Source organism: Paenibacillus taichungensis, assembly GCF_047302525.1.
Lineage (GTDB): Bacteria > Bacillota > Bacilli > Paenibacillales > Paenibacillaceae > Paenibacillus > Paenibacillus taichungensis_B.
This window is the reverse complement of the sequence record NZ_CP168020.1, coordinates 4,414,813-4,434,195: the sequence shown is the minus strand read 5'-3', so window position 1 is coordinate 4,434,195 and position 19,383 is coordinate 4,414,813. Positions and strand designations below refer to the sequence as shown.

The window sequence follows — 19,383 nt, the reverse complement described above, 5'->3', positions numbered from 1 at the left end:
ATATAAATTAGGCTAGGTGATGGAATAATTCACCCAAGTGCCACGAGCAGCTCCAAGACGTTCAAATAATTGCTGTGCCCGCTCGTTGGTTGCTGCTGTGATCCAGGACATGTAAGCACATCCGTGTTCACGTGTATACTGCTGACAGTGTTCAAACAGTTTGGCCTCGGCTTCGCCTTCTCTCCAAGCTTCCGTCACAAACAAGTCATTCATAATGGAAACGCGGTTTGCCTTCATCGTGCTATAGGTAAAGTAGAGTGTAGCGAACCCGATGAGCTCACCGTCCTGCTCTGCAACGAATTGAACACCTATCTGCTGATCAAGCAGGTTTTTGATCAAAAGCTCGATTGCCTGATCACCAGGCCAGGGGTTATTATAAAACCCGACGACATACTCGTGCATTAATGCACTCAGCGGCAGTACATCATTAGGCTGAGTTGGTCTGATATGTAGAGTCACGGGACACATCCTTAGAAGATTATTTATAAATTTCAATTGAATTATTATACACTTAAATGAATTTATATTCAAAATAATAAAGTGAATCAACAGCGTTAAGTCAACTTTTAAACAAAGAAAATCCCCCGAACAGTCTTTTGTTCCGGGGGATTTTATGTTGCCTAACAAGATTGAAAAGCAAGCATCTTATCCATTTTTGATCGTGGATGGCAAACTTTTAACCAGTTCTTCGTTCGGCGTCACAAACAGGGTCTTCTGGTGGTCGTAAATGACAAAGCCTGGTTTGGAGCCACTTGGTTTGCGTACATGTCGGATAAAGGTGTAATCCACCGGCACGCTGCTGGATTCTTTGGCTTGACTGAAGTAAGCCGCGAGTTGTGCAGCTTCCTCCAGGGTTGCTTCGCCAAAGTCGGTGCTGCGAATGACGACATGTGAACCAGGGATGTCTTTGGTATGCAACCAAGTGTCATTGGAAGAAGCCAAACGGTTGGTGACGTACTCATTTTGCAGGTTGTTTTTGCCTACGAGAAGTTCAATTCCCTCTGAAGAAGTAAATTGATGCACTGTAGGGCGGTCGTTTTTCTTTTTCTTTTTGCCTTTTTTGTTGCGGTCACGAAGATAACCCTGTTGCACAAGCTCATCGCGAATTTCCTCAATGTCGTTCATGGATGCGATAGACAGTTGCTGGAGCAGATTGTCGAGATAGTCGATCTCGTCTTTCGTTTTTCCAAGTTGCTCATGAATAACAGCCAGACTGTTCTTATATTTGTTATATCGTTTGAAATAACGTTGTGCGTTGTCAGACGGCGTAAGTAATGGGTCAAGCTGAATGGTTATGTTGGCTTGATCTTCATCATAGAAGTTCACAAGCTCCACACTCTTGTCCCCTTTACTAACCTGATGCAGGGAGGCAAACAGCAGCTCACCCCATAATCTGAATTTATCCGCATCGTCGGCTTCCAGCAGATCCTTGTTCAGGTTGTCCAGCTTTTTGATGTTTTTGCTACGCTCATTTTGCAGAAAACGCAGAAGATCGCTCACTCTTTGCTTGACCGTATCCCGCTCGGCCTTGTCTCCGTAATAATCCTCCATACACTTGCTCATCGTGTCATAGGTTTTCTCTGCGTCCTGAATGCTCTGAAGCTGAACGGCCGAGAAAATCATTTTGCCTTTGGCATTCAGCCCGGTCACAGGCGTATAACTATTATCTCTTACTGGCCCCATGACGGACTCAAAAGCAGTCCACAGCGCATCGGATTCGATTCGAGCTTCTTCACCTTCGCTTGCAGCTTGATCGTCACCTTGATCGGCAGATACCCGAGAGGCAATCTCTCCAGCGATCAGCGGACTAAGACCGCTGAATGAATTCACCAGCCAGCGAGAGGCATCTTCTTCAGCAGCAGTATAGCTATTTTCGAATTCAGTGCTGCTCACTTCCAGCGGATTGCTTTTATGCTGCTCTGGTGGTTCGGTGTACGAAAAGCCAGGCATAATGACCCGGTAACTGCTGATGGACGGCGTTACGTGATGAATCCCATCCAGAATCGTTCCCGTAATCGGATCGACCAAAACAATATTACTGTGACGCCCCATCAGTTCAATGATGATCCGTTTGACCGAAACATCACCCAGTTCATCGCGCTGACGCACGTCGATATGAATAATCCGCTCCATGCCAACCTGACGAATCTCCTCGATGATCGCTCCCTCACAGTGCTTGCGCAGCAGCATGCAGAACATGGGAGCTTCAGTAGGGTTAACAAACGTTTTTTCGGTAAAGTGCACACGCGGATATGTCGGGCTGGCCGAAATAAGCAATTTGCTATTTCCGCGCTGAGCACGGAGGGTCAGTACAACATCATGGCCGTTAGGTTGATGTATTTTGCTGATGCGTCCGCCCTTGCAGCCTTGCAGTTCATGTACGATAGCTCGTGTTACGATGCCGTCCAATGCCATTTTTTTCAACGTCCTCTCTATCTATAACTGAAATGAACACCGGGATATGTAAAAAAGAACCCGTTGCAGATTCGTATTCGTTTGCATAGCAAAAAATCGGATTGCCACTGCGTGTATGACCGCAGACCTTTATTTTAGCTTATTCTGTCCATCAGGGAAAGGATTCGCCATCGGGTGCTAATTAGGGTCCTGTCCGAATACATATAGAGCAGGTAGTTTGTCCGGCATCGCGTACAACCTGTTGATTAGCATAGCCGGTGAAGTAAGTGTGACGTTTTACAGAGGAAATACAGACTGGGAGGGAATTTTGAAGCATGGAACATACCAAGTGGCACCAACTAAGCGTTGAAGAGCTTCGTAACACTCTTGGCGTCAGTCTTGAGGAAGGATTAACCGAAGAGACTGCAACAGAGAAAAGGAAGGCCGCCGGTTCGAATGAGCTGAGCGAAGGAAAGCGCATATCTCCAATTACATTATTGCTTAATCAATTTAAGGATTTCATGGTTCTGGTGTTGATGGGAGCCACGCTGGTGTCCGGATTGCTTGGAGAATACTTGGATGCTGTAACGATTGTTGCCATCATCGTACTTAATGCCATTCTTGGTTTTGTACAGGAATTCCGGGCGGAGCGTTCCCTTCGTGCATTGAAACAATTGTCTGCTCCATTGGCCAAAGTGCTCAGGTCGGGTCAGGAAGTCCATCTTGCAGCCAAACTTCTGGTACCGGGGGATATCGTGCTTGTGGAGAGCGGTGATCGCATACCTGCCGATGTGCGCTGGCTGTCCACGAACAGCCTCGATGTGGAGGAATCAGCACTTACTGGGGAATCGGTTCCTGTAAGCAAACATTGCCTTCCCATAGCTGCAGATGACGTGCCACTCGGAGATCAGAAGAACATTGGATTCATGGGAACGATGGTCACACGTGGTACCGCAAAGGCTGTTGTGATTCGGACGGGCATGGATACCGAGATGGGCAAAATCGCCGATCTGATCCAGAATACGGAGGAACAGGAAACACCACTGCAGCACAGACTGGAACAGCTGGGTAAAATTTTGATTTTTGTGGCGCTCGGATTAACCGTCATGGTTGTTGTTGCAGGTATTCTGCATGGACAACCGGCAGTAGGCATGTTTCTGGCAGGGGTCAGCCTCGCAGTGGCCGCCATACCAGAGGGGTTGCCAGCGATTGTAACGATTGCGCTAGCTCTGGGCGTACAGCGTATGATCAAACGAAAAGCGATTGTGCGCAAGCTTCCCTCCGTCGAAACCCTAGGTTGTGCCTCGGTCATCTGTTCGGATAAAACGGGTACGTTGACCCAGAACAAGATGACGGTTACGGACGTGTGGCTGGAGGGACGCAGCATCAAGGTCACCGGGGATGGTTATGCACCGGAAGGACAGATGATTGAGAATGGTCGTACCTTGGAACTGAAGAGTGACCAGACATTGCGGAGAATGCTTCAGATTAGCGCACTATGTAACAATGCCAGTATTATCGAGAGTGTTGCGGATGAGATGCGGAATAAAAAGAAAGGCAAAGAGACAAATAAGGATAGTAAGAAAGAAGCGAAGAAAGGTACAAAGAAAGATCATGTTAATGAAACGGTCAAGGAAGACAGCGTCGTATGGGAGCTGAAAGGCGACCCTACGGAAGGCGCACTCGTAACACTGGCCTCCAAAATGGGGCTTACCCCCGCTGGCCTCAAAGAGTTATATGCACGTGAGCAGGAATTTCCGTTCGATTCTGATCGGAAACGGATGTCGGTCCTGGTTCACCATCAGGGTGGGCGCATGATTTATACCAAAGGTGCACCTGATGTTCTGATCGGGCAATGCAGCTACATTTTGTGGGAAGGCAATGTTGTGCCATTCACGGGTACTCTGCGGCAGAAAGTTATGGCGGCGAACGAGAGTATGGCAGGGGCTGCACTGCGTGTTCTCGGGATGGCTTACCGTGAAGTAAGACCGGAAGAAAAGGTGGATAATGAACATGCTGCCGAGAACCAGCTCGTCTTTGTCGGACTTGCAGGTATGATTGATCCACCGCGGCGTGAAGCACGGGATGCAATTGCGACTTGTCGCAGAGCAGGCATACGTACCGTTATGATCACTGGCGATCATGGCACGACGGCAGAGGCTATCGCCCAGCAGTTGAGTATCCTTCCACGGGGTGGGGCTTCACTTAGCGGCCAGCAATTGGCGGGCATGACGGACGAGCAACTGGATAAACAGGTGGAGGGCATTTACGTGTTCTCACGAGTATCGCCTGAGCACAAACTGCGTATTGTAAAATCATTGCAGCGCAAAGGACATGTCGTAGCGATGACCGGAGATGGCGTGAATGACGCACCGGCTATCAAAGCGGCAGATATCGGTATTGCGATGGGAATTACAGGCACGGATGTGACGAAGGAAGCATCGGCGTTAATCCTGAGTGATGATAATTTTTCTACTATAGTATCTGCAATTGAAGAAGGGCGTAATATTTATGAGAACATCCGCAAGTTTATCCGCTATTTGCTGGCATCCAATGTTGGCGAGATTTTAACGATGTTTTTCGCGATGATGATGGGCTTGCCTTTGCCACTCGTGCCGATCCAGATTCTGTGGGTCAACCTGGTGACGGATGGATTGCCAGCGATGGCGCTCGGTGTGGATCAGCCGGAAAAAGATCTGATGGAACACAAGCCGCGTGGCGCCAAGGAAAATATTTTTGCCAGACGACTGGGTTGGAAAATCGTCAGTCGGGGTGTATTGATCGGGCTTTGTACACTCGGGGCGTTCTGGCTTACCCTACAGGCCGCGCCAGATGAACCGGGTCAGCTCATTAAAGCTCAATCTGTTGCCTTTGCTACTCTCGTTTTGGCACAGCTCATTCATGTATTTGACTGCCGTAGTTCCCGCTCCATTTTCCACCGGAATCCATTGCAGAACAAGTATCTGGTGTTTGCAGTTATTTCATCCATCGTGCTGATGCTGGCGGTCATGTATGTAGAGGCGTTGCAGCCTATTTTCAAAACAGTACCACTGGGTATGCGCGAATGGGCCATTTCCATCGTTGCCGCAGGTATTCCAACCTTCCTTATGGGAGTGGGCAGCGTGTGGGGAGGTCGTCGCAACCGTCGCCGAATGGGCCCTGGGCGCTTCGTACCGAAAAGTACAAAGTTTTCGGCATAAAATCAATAGCAATTGCTTACCGTTTTCGTTATGCTATCCTCAAAATGATTCGAGGCGAGATCCCTCGGCATTTTGCAGGATAGCTTTTTTTATTGGGAATGTTGGATATGAATTTCCGGGGGTATCCTGTAGAGAAGCAAGAATAACGCTTTGGCAGCAGACTGCCAAAAGGAGTGGGCAAGCTTATGGAATTTACAAAAATGCATGGACTCGGCAACGATTTTATTGTTGTGTTTGGAGAACAACAGCTTCCGGCTGATGCAGCAGAATTAGCTGTGAAATGGTGCAACCGTTTCTTCGGCATCGGCGCGGATGGCCTGGTTTATATACTGCCTTCAGAGAAGGCGGATTTTCAGATGCGCATCATGAACTCGGACGGTTCGGAAGCAGAGCAATGTGGCAATGCCATACGCTGTGTATCCAAATATGTATATGATCACGGTCATGTGACCCAAGAACAGATTACGATTGAAACCATTGGTGCGGGTGTACAACCAGTAAGCTTGAACATTCGTGATGGTAAAGTGGAAACCGTTCGAGTGGATATGGGAGAACCTATCCTGAATGGACTTCAGGTTCCAACCACTGTCGATGCTAATCCGGTGGTGGATCATTCCATTGAAGCAAATGGACAAGAGTTCAAATTTACGGCTGTCTCCATGGGTAATCCTCATGCAGTCATCTATGTGGATGATGCTGTGAATTTCGATCTATCGACATGGGGGCCACTTCTTGAGGTTCATCCCATGTTCCCGAAAAAAATCAATGTAGAGTTCGCAACAGTTCGCGATCGCGGATATGTGGACATGCGTGTGTGGGAACGCGGTGCTGGACCAACACTGGCCTGTGGAACCGGAGCTTGCGCAACACTGGTATCATCCGTTCTGAACGGACATACGGATCGCACAGCGGTGATCAGTCTCAAGGGCGGGGATCTTCATATTGAGTGGAACGAAGCAGACAATCACGTCTACATGACTGGACCTGCTGAAGTTGTTTTCAAGGGAGTCACTTCGTAAAGAATACGTTTAAATGAGGAGGCCTTAGGGCCTCTTTTTTTGCAGTTATATGAATTCATACTTGTTCAGATGGTTATGGAGACTGAATTTCACGAAAAACCTGTGTTTTTCTTCGTTTTCAGATGTTTTTTGTGTTACATTAGTATGAAATGATCAGTCAGGCGGGGGGAAAAGGGATGAAGGCGGATTTACGCAGTGTAATGCAGGAACGGGTCCTCATAGGGGATGGGGCGATGGGAACTTTCCTGTATCAGATGGGATTCCCGGTAGGGATTTCTTATGAAGAGTTGAACTTGATTTCACCTGAAGTGGTGGCAGATGTGCATCGTCGTTATCGCGATGCGGGTACGGAAATTCATGAAACCAATACGTACTCTGCCAATTACGATAAGTTATCCAAGTTTGGTCTGGAGTCCAAGGTCGAGGATGTCAACCGTGCAGGTGTGCGTATCGCCAAAGAAGTAGCTGGCGCAAACGGTTATGTTCTGGGCGCGGTTGGCTCCATTCGTGGAGGAAAGCGGACGAACGTATCAACAAGTGAGTTGAAGCGTTTCTATCAGCAACAGATTTTTGCACTGCTCGATGAAGGAGTGGACGGCATTCTGCTCGAAACCTTCTATGATATCGAGGAGATGGATATCGCCCTTCTACAGGCGCGCAAGCTGAGTGATCTTCCGGTAATTGGACAGTTCGCTGTTGAGGATGTAGGGCACACACTGGATGGATATACGATGCCTGAAGCTTTCCGAATCATGCGTGAGCAAGGGGCTGACGTCATTGGTTTCAACTGCCGTTCCGGTCCAAACGGAATTATGCGGGCGATGGAAACGGTATCAGGTCGTATCGGTATCCCAATGTCTGTTTACCCGAATGCGGGTGCAGCTGACTACGTCGACGGTCAGTTCCGTTACGGAGCGTCTCCGGAGTACTTCGGACAGACCGCAGTGCAATTCGCTGATCTGGGCGCACGTATCATCGGAGGCTGCTGTGGTACAACACCTGATCATATCGCGGCAATTGCTCAGGCTCTTGTTGAATACACACCTGTTCCAATACTGGAACCTGATCCATCCGAGTCGAAACCACGTATTATTCTGCATGAGAATGTAGATGAACGGTCTGGACGGGGTGGGCAGCCCACGATTGTGGATCTGGTCAAACAACGCCATACGGTCATCGTCGAACTTGACCCGCCGCGTGATCTAGACATTGCGAAGTTCATGAAAGGTGCCGAGACATTGAAAGCGGCTGGTGCAGACGCGTTAACATTGGCTGATAACTCTCTAGCGGTTACCCGGATGAGTAATATGGCTCTCGGCCATCTTGTTCAGGATCGTACAGGATTGCGCCCACTGGTGCATATTGCATGTCGTGACCGGAATCTGATCGGGACACAGTCGCACATGATGGGATTTGATGCTCTAGGCATTAATCATGTACTTGCTGTAACAGGTGACCCTGCACGATTTGGAGACTTACCCGGATCAAGCTCGGTATACGATCTGACTTCTTTTGAAATTATACGTATGATCAAGCAGTTGAACGACGGCGTGTCCTTCTCCGGTAAACCGCTCAAACAGAAGGCGGGTTTTGTTATCGGTGCCGCATTTAACCCGAATGTGAAACATCTGGATAAAGCTGTACAGCGGCTTGAGAAAAAGATTGCTTCCGGGGCCGATTATATTATGACGCAGCCGGTATACGATCCCGAACTAATCGTAGCCATGCATGAAGCGACCAAACATCTGGATGTGCCGATCTTTGTAGGGGTGATGCCGTTAGCGAGCGGCCGAAATGCAGAGTATCTGCATAATGAGGTTCCGGGTATTCAGCTGTCTGATGAAGTGCGCTCCCGGATGGCTGGCCTCGAAGGCGAAGAAGGTCGAGCAATGGGTGTGAAGATAGCCAAGGAGCTTCTGGATGTAGCAACAAAACATTTCAAAGGAATCTATTTAATGACTCCATTTATGTTCTATAGTATGACGGCCGAACTGACCCAATATGTGTGGGAGAAGTCGGAGCATCAATGTCCTACTTGTTTCAACCCTAATAATCAATTACAATAGTGTAACGGATGTGATGCCGATGTCATTCAGTATGACCGGATACGGTCAATCCGCCTTTCATTTTGGAGGCTATAAGGTACAATTGGAAATCAAGTCTGTCAATCATCGTTATTGCGAAGTGATGATGCGTCTCCCGAGAGAGTGGACGTGTTATGAAGACGGATTGAGGAAAAAGGTACAGAGCCGCTTAAAACGTGGGCGGATTGATGTTTATGTGATGAAAGAAAAAGATGAAGACCAGGCTCTTCCCGCTGTTCTGAATGAGCAGGCGGTCAGGGCCTATCTTCAGGCCGCAGAGCAATTGGAGAGCCGCTATGGTATGCAGGGCAAACCGAGCATTATGGATATGCTGGCACTTCCAGAGGTCATGGTTCATTCGGATGGGACGAGTTCGCTTCCGGAAGAGCAGAAGGACGAATGGGAGCGTGTCCTGCAGCAGGGGTTGGAAGAGGCTTTATCCGGTCTGGAGCAGATGCGCGCCCGCGAGGGTCTTCATTTGGCCAGTGATCTGGAACGACGTGTCTGTCGTCTGGAATCACTGCATACCGAGATGCTTGCTCTTGCGCCGACTGTGGTGAGTGATCATCGCAACAAGTTAAGACAAAGGCTTACGGAAATGCAGGAAGAAGGCTCTTTCCCTTTTGACGAGCATAAATTGGGTATGGAAATTGCTATGTTTGCCGATCGTTCTAACATAGAGGAAGAGCTTACGCGTCTACTGAGTCACTTTGGACAGAGCAGGGAACTGCTGAAAAGTGATGAGCCAGTAGGCCGCAAGTTGGACTTTCTTATTCAGGAGATGAATAGGGAAGTCAATACGATTGGATCAAAAGCCAACCATTTGGCTCTGGTGAACCGTGTTGTCGAGATGAAGGCGGAACTGGAGAAAATTCGTGAGCAAACGGCGAATATCGAATGAACGGTCATATTTCGGCAAAAGAGTCGCATGTATAGGGGGAAGAACCTGATTATGGCAATCAAACTCATTAACATTGGATTCGGTAACATCGTATCGGCGAACCGGATTATATCCATCGTGAGTCCGGAATCGGCGCCGATCAAGAGAATTATACAAGAGGCAAGAGACCGTCATATGCTGATAGACGCAACGTACGGAAGACGTACTCGTGCCGTTATTATTACGGATAGCGATCATGTCATTCTGTCTGCGGTTCAGCCAGAAACGGTCGCCCATCGTCTTTCTTCGAAAGATGATGACAACGACGAATAAAATGGAGTGTAATATGTCTAAGGGATTACTGGTAGTGTTGTCTGGCCCATCAGGGGTCGGGAAGGGTACAGTATGCAGCGCTTTGCGCAAACGGGTGCCGGAATTGATTTATTCTGTATCGGCAACGACTCGTCAGCCACGTCTGGGTGAGGAACATGGCGTCAATTATTTCTTCAGAAGCCATGATGAATTCCTGAACATGATTGCTGAAGATCAATTGTTGGAACACGCAGAATATGTAGGGAACTATTACGGAACACCGCGTGATTTTGTGGAGAAAACGATTAACGAAGGCCGAGACATCATTCTTGAGATTGAAGTTCAAGGCGCGTTGAAAGTGAAAGAAAAGTTCCCGGAAGGGATCTTTGTATTTCTGTTGCCTCCTTCATTGGACGAGCTTAAAGATCGCATTCAGGGCCGTGGTACGGAAAGTCAGGCGACGATTGATCATCGGATGTCCGTCGCGGTAGATGAGATCAGTCTGCTGGAGCAGTACGATTACGCTGTCGTTAATGATGAAATTGATTTGGCGTGTAAACGAATAGAAAGCATCATTATCGCCGAACATTGTAAGATCAATAAATAATCCATTTGCCGCCGCAAAATGCGATAATCAATGGAGCTGCTGTCATAGGATATATGAGAGTAGCTCCAGTCTGGTTAACGTATCCAGCGGTGCACCATGATTCCGTCAGGCGGCGAATTGTGATTATACTAATGCAAAGAGGTGTTTTGTAAATATGCTGTATCCTTCTATTGATGAAATGATGAACAAAGTCGACAGCAAGTATTCCCTTGTTGTTGCCGCTTCCCGCCGGGCAAGACAGCTTCGTGAAGGTGAGAAAACGGATTTGAGAAATGCCAGATCCCATAAACAGGTTGGCGTTGCACTTGAAGAAATTTATGGTGATCTGCTCGTTGTCATCAAAGGACAGGACGAAGAGGAAGAAGAGTAAGCCGCCTGCGGCTGCTCTTCAACTGCATACGGCGCAAGCCGGATTTATTTGACAACCGCGAGGTTGTTATTTTTTTCTCTATTCATCCTTTTAATTGCGTGTTCAAAAAGTCTGTTTTTCAAAACCGAGAAGATGGAATGAAGCTAGAAATGGAGTAGCGGAGCGTAGAGAAAACTACGTGAGCAACGGACATTTCGGCTGAATTTCATATTCGATGCTGATGATGCCGCTAGGCATGATTCGTAATCAAAAGCGGACTTTTTGAACAACCTCTATAAACGTCGTATATATCGGGGGGATAACCATGTTGAACGGTAAAAAAATCGTGCTTGGTGTGACTGGCGGCATAGCCGCATACAAAGCGGCTACATTATGCAGCAGGCTGGTGCAAAAAGGAGCGGACGTTCATGTCATTATGACGGATTCCGCCAAACAGTTTATTACCGAATTAACGCTGCAAACCTTGACCCGAAATGTGGTATATAGTGATACATTTGATGAGCGGGAGCCTTCGGTCGTCTCGCATATCCATCTGGCTGATATGGCCGATCTTGTGTTGGTTGCTCCGGCAACAGCCAATGTGATTGCCAAAATGGCAAATGGCATGGCAGATGATATGCTCTCAACAACCTTGCTTGCAACCACTGCTCCGGTGATGATTGCGCCAGCGATGAATGTACATATGTATGATCATCCGGCGGTAAAACATAATATGTGCCTGTTAACTGAGCGCGGAACCATGATGATTGAACCGGGTGAAGGACAACTGGCGTGCGGGTATGTGGGCAAAGGGCGTTTGGAAGAGCCAGAGACGATTGTCGATGTGGTGGAACGCTTTTTTGAGCAGCAGGAGTCTGCAAAACGGGAACGTAATAAACAGCTTTCTTTGTTGAGCGGGAAGAAGGTTGTGGTCACTGCAGGAGGAACCATTGAACGCATTGATCCGGTAAGATATATTACCAATGATTCCTCAGGAAAAATGGGTTTTGCCATTGCAGCGGCAGCGCGTGATCTGGGGGCAGATGTGACCTTGGTTATGGGAAATACCCAGGTTCAGCCACCAGCCAATGTACATGTGATCCCGGTACAGTCTGCGCAGGATATGTATGATGCGGTAGCAGGCCAATGGGATGATGCAGATATCGTGGTTAAGGCCGCAGCTGTTGCGGATTATCGTCCCAAGGAAGTGTACACGGAGAAAATCAAGAAGAAAGGCGATACATTATCGCTTGAACTTATTAAAAATATAGATATTCTTGAAACGCTGGGTAAGCAGAAGAGTCATCAATTTTTGATTGGTTTTGCTGCCGAGACAAATTCATTAGAAATGTATGCACGTGAGAAACTGGAACGGAAAAACTGTGATCTGATCGTAGCCAATGATGTCACCCAGGCGGGTGCCGGATTTGGAACAGATACCAACGCGGTGCACATCTATGACCGTGAAGGTTTAGTGGAAGAGCTTCAGGTGGTGGCCAAGGATGAGGTGGCCCGCCGGTTGCTTTCAATTGCGGCGGAGCGCATTGCCGGGAGGAATTAATATGGAGATCGCCAAGGTTATTGTCGATGTTCCTGTGAAGCAGACGGACCGGCCTTTTGATTATCTGGTGCCGGAATCCATGCGTGAATGGATTGAGATTGGCAGCAGGGTAGGTGTACCTTTTGGTCATCGGACGGTGCAGGGATTCGTGATTGATCTGGTGCCTCGCACGGGTACGGAGACTTTCAAACTCAAACCGATTCAGGAGCTGTTGGATATCGTTCCACCGTTGTCTGAAGATTTGGTTGAATTAGCGGAATGGATGAGTGAGCGATATGCCAGCAACCGTATTTTGTCTTTGCAGGTGATGATACCGACCGCGCTGAAAGGGAAAGCAGAACGTTATATCTCACTTGGAGATGCCCTGGATGGACAAATGGAAGGTTCGGCGTCAGGTGAAGAAGTTCTTTTTGTGTGGGGAGAAGAATCGACTTCAGAAAAAGTGCAGCAAGATATTATTCGTTTTGTGAAGAGTCGTGGGCAGGTTCCCCTCCAACAATTGAGTCGTAAATACCCCAATCATGCTGCGCTGATCAAGAAGTTGTTGCTCAGTGGTATCTTGCTGGAAAGCCAGGCGATTAAGGACAAGCTGAATAAAAAAACGATGAAATCCATTGATCTAGCTGTGGATGTAACGGCTGCGGAAGAGGCATTGAATTCATTCCCGGCAAAGGCACAACGGCAGAAGGAAGTTTTGGCTTTCTTGCTGGAAATGAAAGAACTGTTGCCGATGGCGATGAAAGAATTGCTGTCTACACTTCAGGTATCAGCGGCTACAGTCAAAGGGCTTGAGGAGAAAGGGTTGGTTGTGACGGAGGACGTCGAAGTCTTTCGTGACCCTTATCAGGGACGTAAGTTTCGTGCGACCGAGCCACTGAATCTGACCGACGAGCAGCAGCTTGTCTATAACAATATCAATGGTCGATTACAGGAAAGGCGCCATGGCGTCTTTTTGCTTCATGGTGTAACAGGCAGCGGCAAGACGGAAGTATACCTCCAGACCATTCAGCGCTGTATTGAACAGGATCGACAGGCAATTGTGCTTGTACCCGAGATTGCATTGACACCGCAGATGGTTGAGCGTTTTAAAGGACGTTTTGGTGATCAGGTTGCCGTGATGCACAGTCGGTTGTCTGGTGGAGAGCGTTATGATGAGTGGCGCAAAATTCGGGAAGGTCAGGTGAAAGTTGCCATTGGCGCCCGTTCAGCAGTCTTTGCTCCGTTCAGTCGTCTTGGTTTGATCATTATGGACGAGGAGCACGAGACTTCATATAAACAGGAAGAAACCCCGAAATATCATGCCCGTGATGTGGCGGTAAAAAGAGCACAGCAGCACCAGGCGGTCGTTGTACTGGGTTCAGCGACACCTTCGCTGGAAAGTTACTATGCTGCTCGTTCACAGAGCAATGATGATTTTGCACCACTGTTGTTGGAGATGCCTACCCGCGCACTTGGTAATAAGCTGCCGGAGGTACGGATTGTTGATATGCGTGAAGAGTTGAAGGATGGAAATCGCTCGATGTTCAGCCGTGCCTTGCACAAAGGGCTCGAAGAACGGCTGGAACGTGGGGAACAGACCGTGCTTCTGCTGAATCGACGCGGATATTCCACCTTTGTGATGTGTCGCAGTTGTGGATACGTCGCAGGCTGTCCCGAGTGTGATATTTCATTAACCTATCATCAGCGCTCCAACAATCTTCGTTGTCACTATTGTGGATATGCGGAAGCGGCACCAGAAGTGTGCCCGGATTGCGGTAGCGAGCATATTCGATATTTCGGTACTGGTACGCAGCGGGTAGAGGAAGAATTGGCGAAGCTGTTCCCGGGTATTCGCGTCATTCGGATGGACGTGGATACAACGAGCGAAAAAGGTTCGCATGAGAAGCTATTGAAGCAGTTTCGCGAGAAAAAGGCAGACGTATTGCTGGGTACCCAGATGGTTGCCAAAGGGCTTGATTTTCCTGATGTCACCCTGGTTGGTGTCATCACAGCAGACTCGGCACTCAATTTGCCAGATTTCCGGGCTGCCGAAAAAACATTTCAGCTGCTCACCCAGGTGGCGGGCCGTGCAGGTCGACATCAACTTCCAGGCGAGGTGTTCGTTCAGTCCTATACACCAGAGCATTATTCGATTGGGCATGCGAGCCAGCATGACTATGTTTCGTTTGTCCGTGAGGAATTATTGCATCGGCGCAATTTGCAGTACCCACCTTACTGTCGCCTGATTTTGGTTACTTTCTCACATGAGCAGCTTCCGGTACTGATTCGGCTGGCTGAGAACTATACACGAATACTGAAAGAAAAGGCAAATGCTGCTGGCTGGTTAGGCAGTTTGGATCGTTTCAGCAATGATGCCTTTGACGTGCTTGGCCCGGTAGCATCACCGATTCCTCGGATCAAGAATAGATACAGATTCCAATGTATGATAAAATGGCGGGGGGATGTCGACGCCATTGGACTGGCGCTCGCGACGGCCCGGCGCATGGACGACGACGTTCAGGCGCAAAAACTGCAAATTAGTCTGGATGTAGACCCGCAAATGTTAATGTGAGCATTTGTAGTAAAATGCGGATGTAAACAAGCGGTATAAACATAGATTAAAAACAACATGAATGATGGCTCGATCTTAAAATCAGTTTTTGATACCTGCTACATAGCAGAAAATCAGTACTATTTTTGAAAAGAGCCTGATGTCCTGAAATTATGATGAGGATTAGGAAGGTGCTTACAACATGTCGATTCGTATTATCGTGAAAGAACCGGATGAGGTACTACACAAAAGAGCTAAAGAAGTAACTAAAGTCACACCCAATGTACAGAAACTGCTGGATGATATGGCAGATACGATGTATGACGCAGAAGGCGTAGGTCTGGCTGCACCACAGGTTGGTATTTTAAAACGCCTTATTGTGATCGATTGCGGAGATGAGCAGGGCCTGATCAAGATGATCAATCCGGAGATTATTTCGAGCGAGGGAGAGCAATTTGGACCCGAAGGATGCTTGAGTATTCCTGGCATTAACGGTGATGTGCATCGTTTTGAGACGGTTACAGTCAAAGGGCTGGACCGCGAAGGCAAGGAACTGATTATTACGGGTAGCGGATTGTTGTCTCGCGCATTCCAACATGAGATTGACCATTTGGATGGCGTACTCTTTACGGATATTGCTGAAAAGGTATACGAAATTGCAGCCGATCAAACCGGGCCGCGTCGTAACTAAGGAGTGATCGATTTGAATATTGTTTTTATGGGAACACCTGAATTTGCAGTTCCGTCTCTCGATATGCTTATTGCCGAGGGATATAACGTGGTTGGGGTAGTGACACAGCCGGATAAACCACAGGGCCGTAAAAAGGTGCTTACGCCAACACCAGTCAAGGCTGCGGCAGAACGCCACGGCCTGCCTGTATTTCAACCAGTGAAACTGCGTGCTCCAGAAGCGGTGGCCCGATTGGCTGAATGGAAACCGGATCTGATTGTGACTGCGGCTTTTGGGCAAATTCTGCCCAAAGCGGTGCTGGATATGCCCGTTCGTGGTTGTGTGAACGTGCATGGCTCTCTTTTACCAAAATATCGCGGTGGTGCCCCGATTCAACGTTCCATTATCAATGGAGAGTCGGTGACGGGAGTTACACTGATGTTTATGGCGGAAGGCTTGGATACGGGAGATATGATCTCACGTGTGGAAGTGGCGATTACGGATGAAGATACATCAGGGTCCATGTTTGTAAAGCTCAGTGAAGCGGGTTCCAAATTGCTTCAGGAAGAAATGCCGCGGCTGGTTGCAGGCGAAACAACGGCTGTCCCACAGGATGAAGCTGAAGCTTCGTATGCACGTAATCTGACTCGGGATGACGAGAAGATGGACTGGAATCGCACGTCGCGTGAATTGTTCAATCAGATTCGCGGTCTTGTGCCATTTTCGGGTGCATTTACGATGTGGGATGAGCAGGTCTTCAAGGTCTGGGCAGCAGCAAATCCGGAGCAGGCGGATGTGCTCACGTCTTCGGATGCTGGACAAGCTGAGCCGGGAACGGTGTTACAATTGGGCAAAAACGGCATTGAAGTTCGCACAGGTGACGGTTCTCTCTGGCTTACTGAGGTTCAGCCCGCAGGCAAAAAAGTAATGCAAGCTGCTGACTTTGCTCGCGGTGGTACCCTGAAACCAGGAACGGTGCTGCAATGAGCGGAAATACACCGGGCCGTCCATCAGGAAATGGTCATAAAGTCGCAGGAAATGCCTCCGGGCGCGGAGGAAACCAACGTCGTCCGAACTCGGGAAAATCGGGTCGTGCAGGAAATTCATCTGCATCCCCAGCTTCGGGCAATGGTGCATCACGCTCGGAGCGGCCCAAAACATCTGCTCGTGCACTCGCCGTAAAGGTACTCAGCGCCGTTGAGCAAGAAGGAGCATACAGCAACCTTGAGCTGAACCGGCGTCTGAAAGAGGCCGAACTAAGTCCGGCAGATGCTGGACTAGCTACAGAGTTGGTCTATGGTACGATCGCAAGACGGAATACCCTTGATTATTTTCTGGAACGCTATGTAGCCAAAGGTGTATCCAAGCTGCAACCTTGGGTTCGCAGCCTGCTGCGCATCAGCGTGTACCAAATGTTATATCTGGACCGTATTCCGGAACACGCGGTGGTGAGTGAAGCCGTTAATTTGGCTAAGAAATTGGGTCATCAGGGCATCTCCGGTATGGTGAATGGCGTTCTGCGAAACATGATTCGTAATCGTGATGAACTGCACATTCCCGAACATTTGCCTGCAGCTGAACGTATCTCACTGGAGCATTCACACCCGCTGTGGATGGTCGAACGCTGGATCAGCCAATATGGCGAAGAGACAGCGGAAGCGATCTGTCGTGCAAATAATGAACCGCCTGCGGTTAGTGTTCGTGTGAACACGACAATGACTACACGTGAGAAACTGATGCAAGAGATGGAGAGCACGGGGGCGATCGTGGAACCTTCCCGGCTTAGTCCGGACGGTATTCTCGTTCGTAGTGGTGGCAACATGGCACTTACGTCCTGGTATCGGGATGGCCTGCTGTCCGTTCAAGATGAAAGTTCCATGCTTGTAGCCGAGGCAGTTCGGCCTGAAGAAGGTCAGACTGTACTGGACTGCTGTGCAGCTCCCGGCGGAAAGACAGCCCATATGGCGGAGAAAATGCAGGACCGTGGACGGATTGTGGCCAATGATGTACATGCTCACAAACGTCAGTTGATCATGGATCAGGCAGATCGTCTGGGACTCAGCTGCATTGATGCTGTGACAGGTGATGCGCTTGATCTGGATGAGCGTTATCCGGAGGCATCATTTGACCGCATTCTGCTGGATGCGCCATGTTCCGGTCTGGGTGTTATTCGCCGCAAGCCGGATGTCAAATGGACCAAAACTGCGGAAGATATCCACGATATCTCCAATCTGCAACGTGAACTGCTGGATCGGGTTGCACCGTTATTAAAGCCGGGTGGTATTCTGGTGTATAGTACGTGTACAATCGAGCCGGCGGAGAACGAGCATAGGGTCGCTGACTTCTTGGATCGGCATCCCGAATACAAGGCGGCTGAAGACTCTGCCTGGTCTGGTATGGAAACAGCCGATTGGAAGGTTGTGAACGGTGGTGTGCAGATCTTGCCACAGTACGCTCACAGTGATGGCTTTTTCATTGCCAGGTTGACAAGGATAGCCGATTAACAGTTTAATAGAGCACTGAAGGATAGCCGCCGAGGGGAACTTCGGCGGATTTCTTTGTGATTAGCCTCGCGGTCAAACATCAGTAAAAAGTGATGATAGGATGCGATGCAGGCACTGAGGTGTTATAATGCATGAAGTACAGGCATCAAGGGTATACATGGATGTAAAGTGGTCTTTGTGATAGAATAGGAAGAATGAAAAGAAAAGAAGGAATAGGTGTTGACAACAAAATGAAACCTTTTATATATGATTATTCCCTGGAGGAGCTGCAACAGTGGGCTGTTGAGAACGGGGAGCCGGCTTTTCGCGGTGGTCAGATCTTCGACTGGATTTATGTGAAACGTGTGAATGATTTCAGTGAAATGACGAACCTGTCCAAAGCGCTGCGTGAAAAGCTGACTGAACAATTTGAATTCGTTACACTTACTGAAATTACGAAGTTTGAATCCAAGGATGGAACGGTGAAATTCCTGTTTGGTCTGCATGATGATCATGCGATCGAAACAGTTATCATGAAGCACAACTATGGTAACAGCATCTGTGTAACAACACAGGTTGGATGCCGGATTGGTTGCACGTTCTGTGCATCCACGCTTGGTGGACTCAAACGTAACCTTACAGCTGGCGAAATTGTTGCTCAGGTTGTGCAAGCCCAGAAAATTTTGGATGAACGCGGTGAGCGGGTCAGCAGCATCGTAATCATGGGTTCAGGTGAGCCTTTTGAGAACTATGAAGCAACAATGACGTTCCTGCGTATTATGATTCACGAAAAAGGGCTGAATATCGGTCAGCGCCATATCACGGTGTCCACAAGTGGAATCGTACCGAACATCTACAAGTTTGCTGATGAAGATACGCAGATTAACCTGGCGATCTCCATCCATGCGCCAAATGATGCATTGCGTTCCAAATTGATGCCGGTAAACCGCCGTTTTCCTTTTGAGGATGTAATGGAGTCGTTGCGTTATTATTTGGCTAAAACGGGTCGCAGAATTACGTTTGAGTACGCACTTATCGGTGGTGTGAATGATCAGCCGGAACATGCGGCAGAACTGGCAGGCGTGCTTAAGAACATGCTGTGCCACGTGAACTTGATTCCGGTCAACCATGTACCTGAGCGCAAGTACGTAAGAACATCCAGAAGCGACATTTTTAATTTTCAGAAGATTCTCTCGGAGCAGGGTGTTAATGTAACCATTCGTCGTGAACAGGGACATGATATTGCTGCCGCTTGCGGTCAGCTTCGTGCAAAGCATATGGAGTTGAGGTGAGA

At 48.5% G+C, this 19,383-nt stretch carries 15 protein-coding genes; 13 read left to right on the top strand and 2 right to left on the bottom strand.

All coding sequences use genetic code 11. The features are described 5' to 3' along the window. Positions 1–12: 12 nt before the first annotated feature. Together ACDJ58_RS19790 and ACDJ58_RS19785 are read right to left on the bottom strand one after the other, a co-directional pair. Positions 13–468 (bottom strand): N-acetyltransferase family protein, encoded by a 456-nt coding sequence (locus ACDJ58_RS19790; protein WP_413379748.1) that lies wholly within the window; start codon positions 466–468, stop codon positions 13–15. Positions 469–645: 177 nt separating this feature from the next. Next, entirely contained in the window at positions 646–2,415 is a 1,770-nt protein-coding gene (locus ACDJ58_RS19785; protein WP_413372538.1) for an NFACT family protein, read from the bottom strand. Between the two features lie 314 nt (positions 2,416–2,729). On the opposite strand from ACDJ58_RS19785, the gene ACDJ58_RS19780 reads away from it, so the two are divergent. The 13 genes from ACDJ58_RS19780 (at position 2,730) to rlmN (ending at position 19,381) form a co-directional block, all read left to right on the top strand. Then, positions 2,730–5,594 carry a calcium-translocating P-type ATPase, SERCA-type gene (locus ACDJ58_RS19780; RefSeq protein WP_413372536.1) on the top strand — a complete coding sequence of 955 codons (2,865 nt, stop codon included), beginning with the start codon at positions 2,730–2,732 and terminating at the stop codon, positions 5,592–5,594. Between the two features lie 185 nt (positions 5,595–5,779). After that, entirely contained in the window at positions 5,780–6,613 is an 834-nt protein-coding gene (gene dapF, locus ACDJ58_RS19775) for a diaminopimelate epimerase (protein ID WP_076288227.1), read from the top strand. Positions 6,614–6,789: 176 nt separating this feature from the next. Further along, positions 6,790–8,679, top strand: coding sequence for a bifunctional homocysteine S-methyltransferase/methylenetetrahydrofolate reductase (locus ACDJ58_RS19770; protein WP_413372535.1), 1,890 nt, complete (start codon positions 6,790–6,792; stop codon positions 8,677–8,679). A 19-nt stretch (positions 8,680–8,698) separates the two neighbouring features. Then, complete coding sequence (locus ACDJ58_RS19765; protein WP_413372534.1) at positions 8,699–9,598, top strand: YicC/YloC family endoribonuclease; 900 nt, start codon at positions 8,699–8,701, stop codon at positions 9,596–9,598. Between the two features lie 51 nt (positions 9,599–9,649). Then, positions 9,650–9,910, top strand: coding sequence for an extracellular matrix/biofilm regulator RemA (gene remA / locus ACDJ58_RS19760; protein ID WP_006209218.1), 261 nt, complete (start codon positions 9,650–9,652; stop codon positions 9,908–9,910). A 13-nt stretch (positions 9,911–9,923) separates the two neighbouring features. Beyond that, complete coding sequence (gene gmk, locus ACDJ58_RS19755) at positions 9,924–10,496, top strand: guanylate kinase (protein ID WP_413372533.1); 573 nt, start codon at positions 9,924–9,926, stop codon at positions 10,494–10,496. A gap of 154 nt (positions 10,497–10,650) precedes the next feature. Further along, positions 10,651–10,866 carry a DNA-directed RNA polymerase subunit omega gene (gene rpoZ / locus ACDJ58_RS19750; protein ID WP_024631120.1) on the top strand — a complete coding sequence of 72 codons (216 nt, stop codon included), beginning with the start codon at positions 10,651–10,653 and terminating at the stop codon, positions 10,864–10,866. 304 nt (positions 10,867–11,170) lie between these two features. Then, on the top strand, positions 11,171–12,406 hold the full coding sequence (gene coaBC, locus ACDJ58_RS19745) for a bifunctional phosphopantothenoylcysteine decarboxylase/phosphopantothenate--cysteine ligase CoaBC (RefSeq protein WP_413372532.1): 1,236 nt from the start codon (positions 11,171–11,173) through the stop codon (positions 12,404–12,406). A 1-nt stretch (position 12,407) separates the two neighbouring features. Beyond that, positions 12,408–14,957 carry a primosomal protein N' gene (gene priA, locus ACDJ58_RS19740; protein WP_413372531.1) on the top strand — a complete coding sequence of 850 codons (2,550 nt, stop codon included), beginning with the start codon at positions 12,408–12,410 and terminating at the stop codon, positions 14,955–14,957. Between the two features lie 181 nt (positions 14,958–15,138). After that, entirely contained in the window at positions 15,139–15,627 is a 489-nt protein-coding gene (gene def, locus ACDJ58_RS19735; RefSeq protein ID WP_413372530.1) for a peptide deformylase, read from the top strand. 12 nt (positions 15,628–15,639) lie between these two features. Continuing rightward, positions 15,640–16,593 (top strand): methionyl-tRNA formyltransferase, encoded by a 954-nt coding sequence (gene fmt / locus ACDJ58_RS19730; protein ID WP_413372529.1) that lies wholly within the window; start codon positions 15,640–15,642, stop codon positions 16,591–16,593. Beyond that, positions 16,590–18,110, top strand: coding sequence for a 16S rRNA (cytosine(967)-C(5))-methyltransferase RsmB (gene rsmB / locus ACDJ58_RS19725; RefSeq protein ID WP_413372527.1), 1,521 nt, complete (start codon positions 16,590–16,592; stop codon positions 18,108–18,110). The genes fmt and rsmB overlap by 4 nt, the downstream gene beginning before the upstream one ends. Positions 18,111–18,340: 230 nt before the next feature. After that, a complete protein-coding gene (gene rlmN, locus ACDJ58_RS19720) occupies positions 18,341–19,381 on the top strand; it encodes a 23S rRNA (adenine(2503)-C(2))-methyltransferase RlmN (protein WP_301244211.1) in 1,041 nt (346 codons plus the stop codon). Positions 19,382–19,383 lie beyond the last annotated feature (2 nt).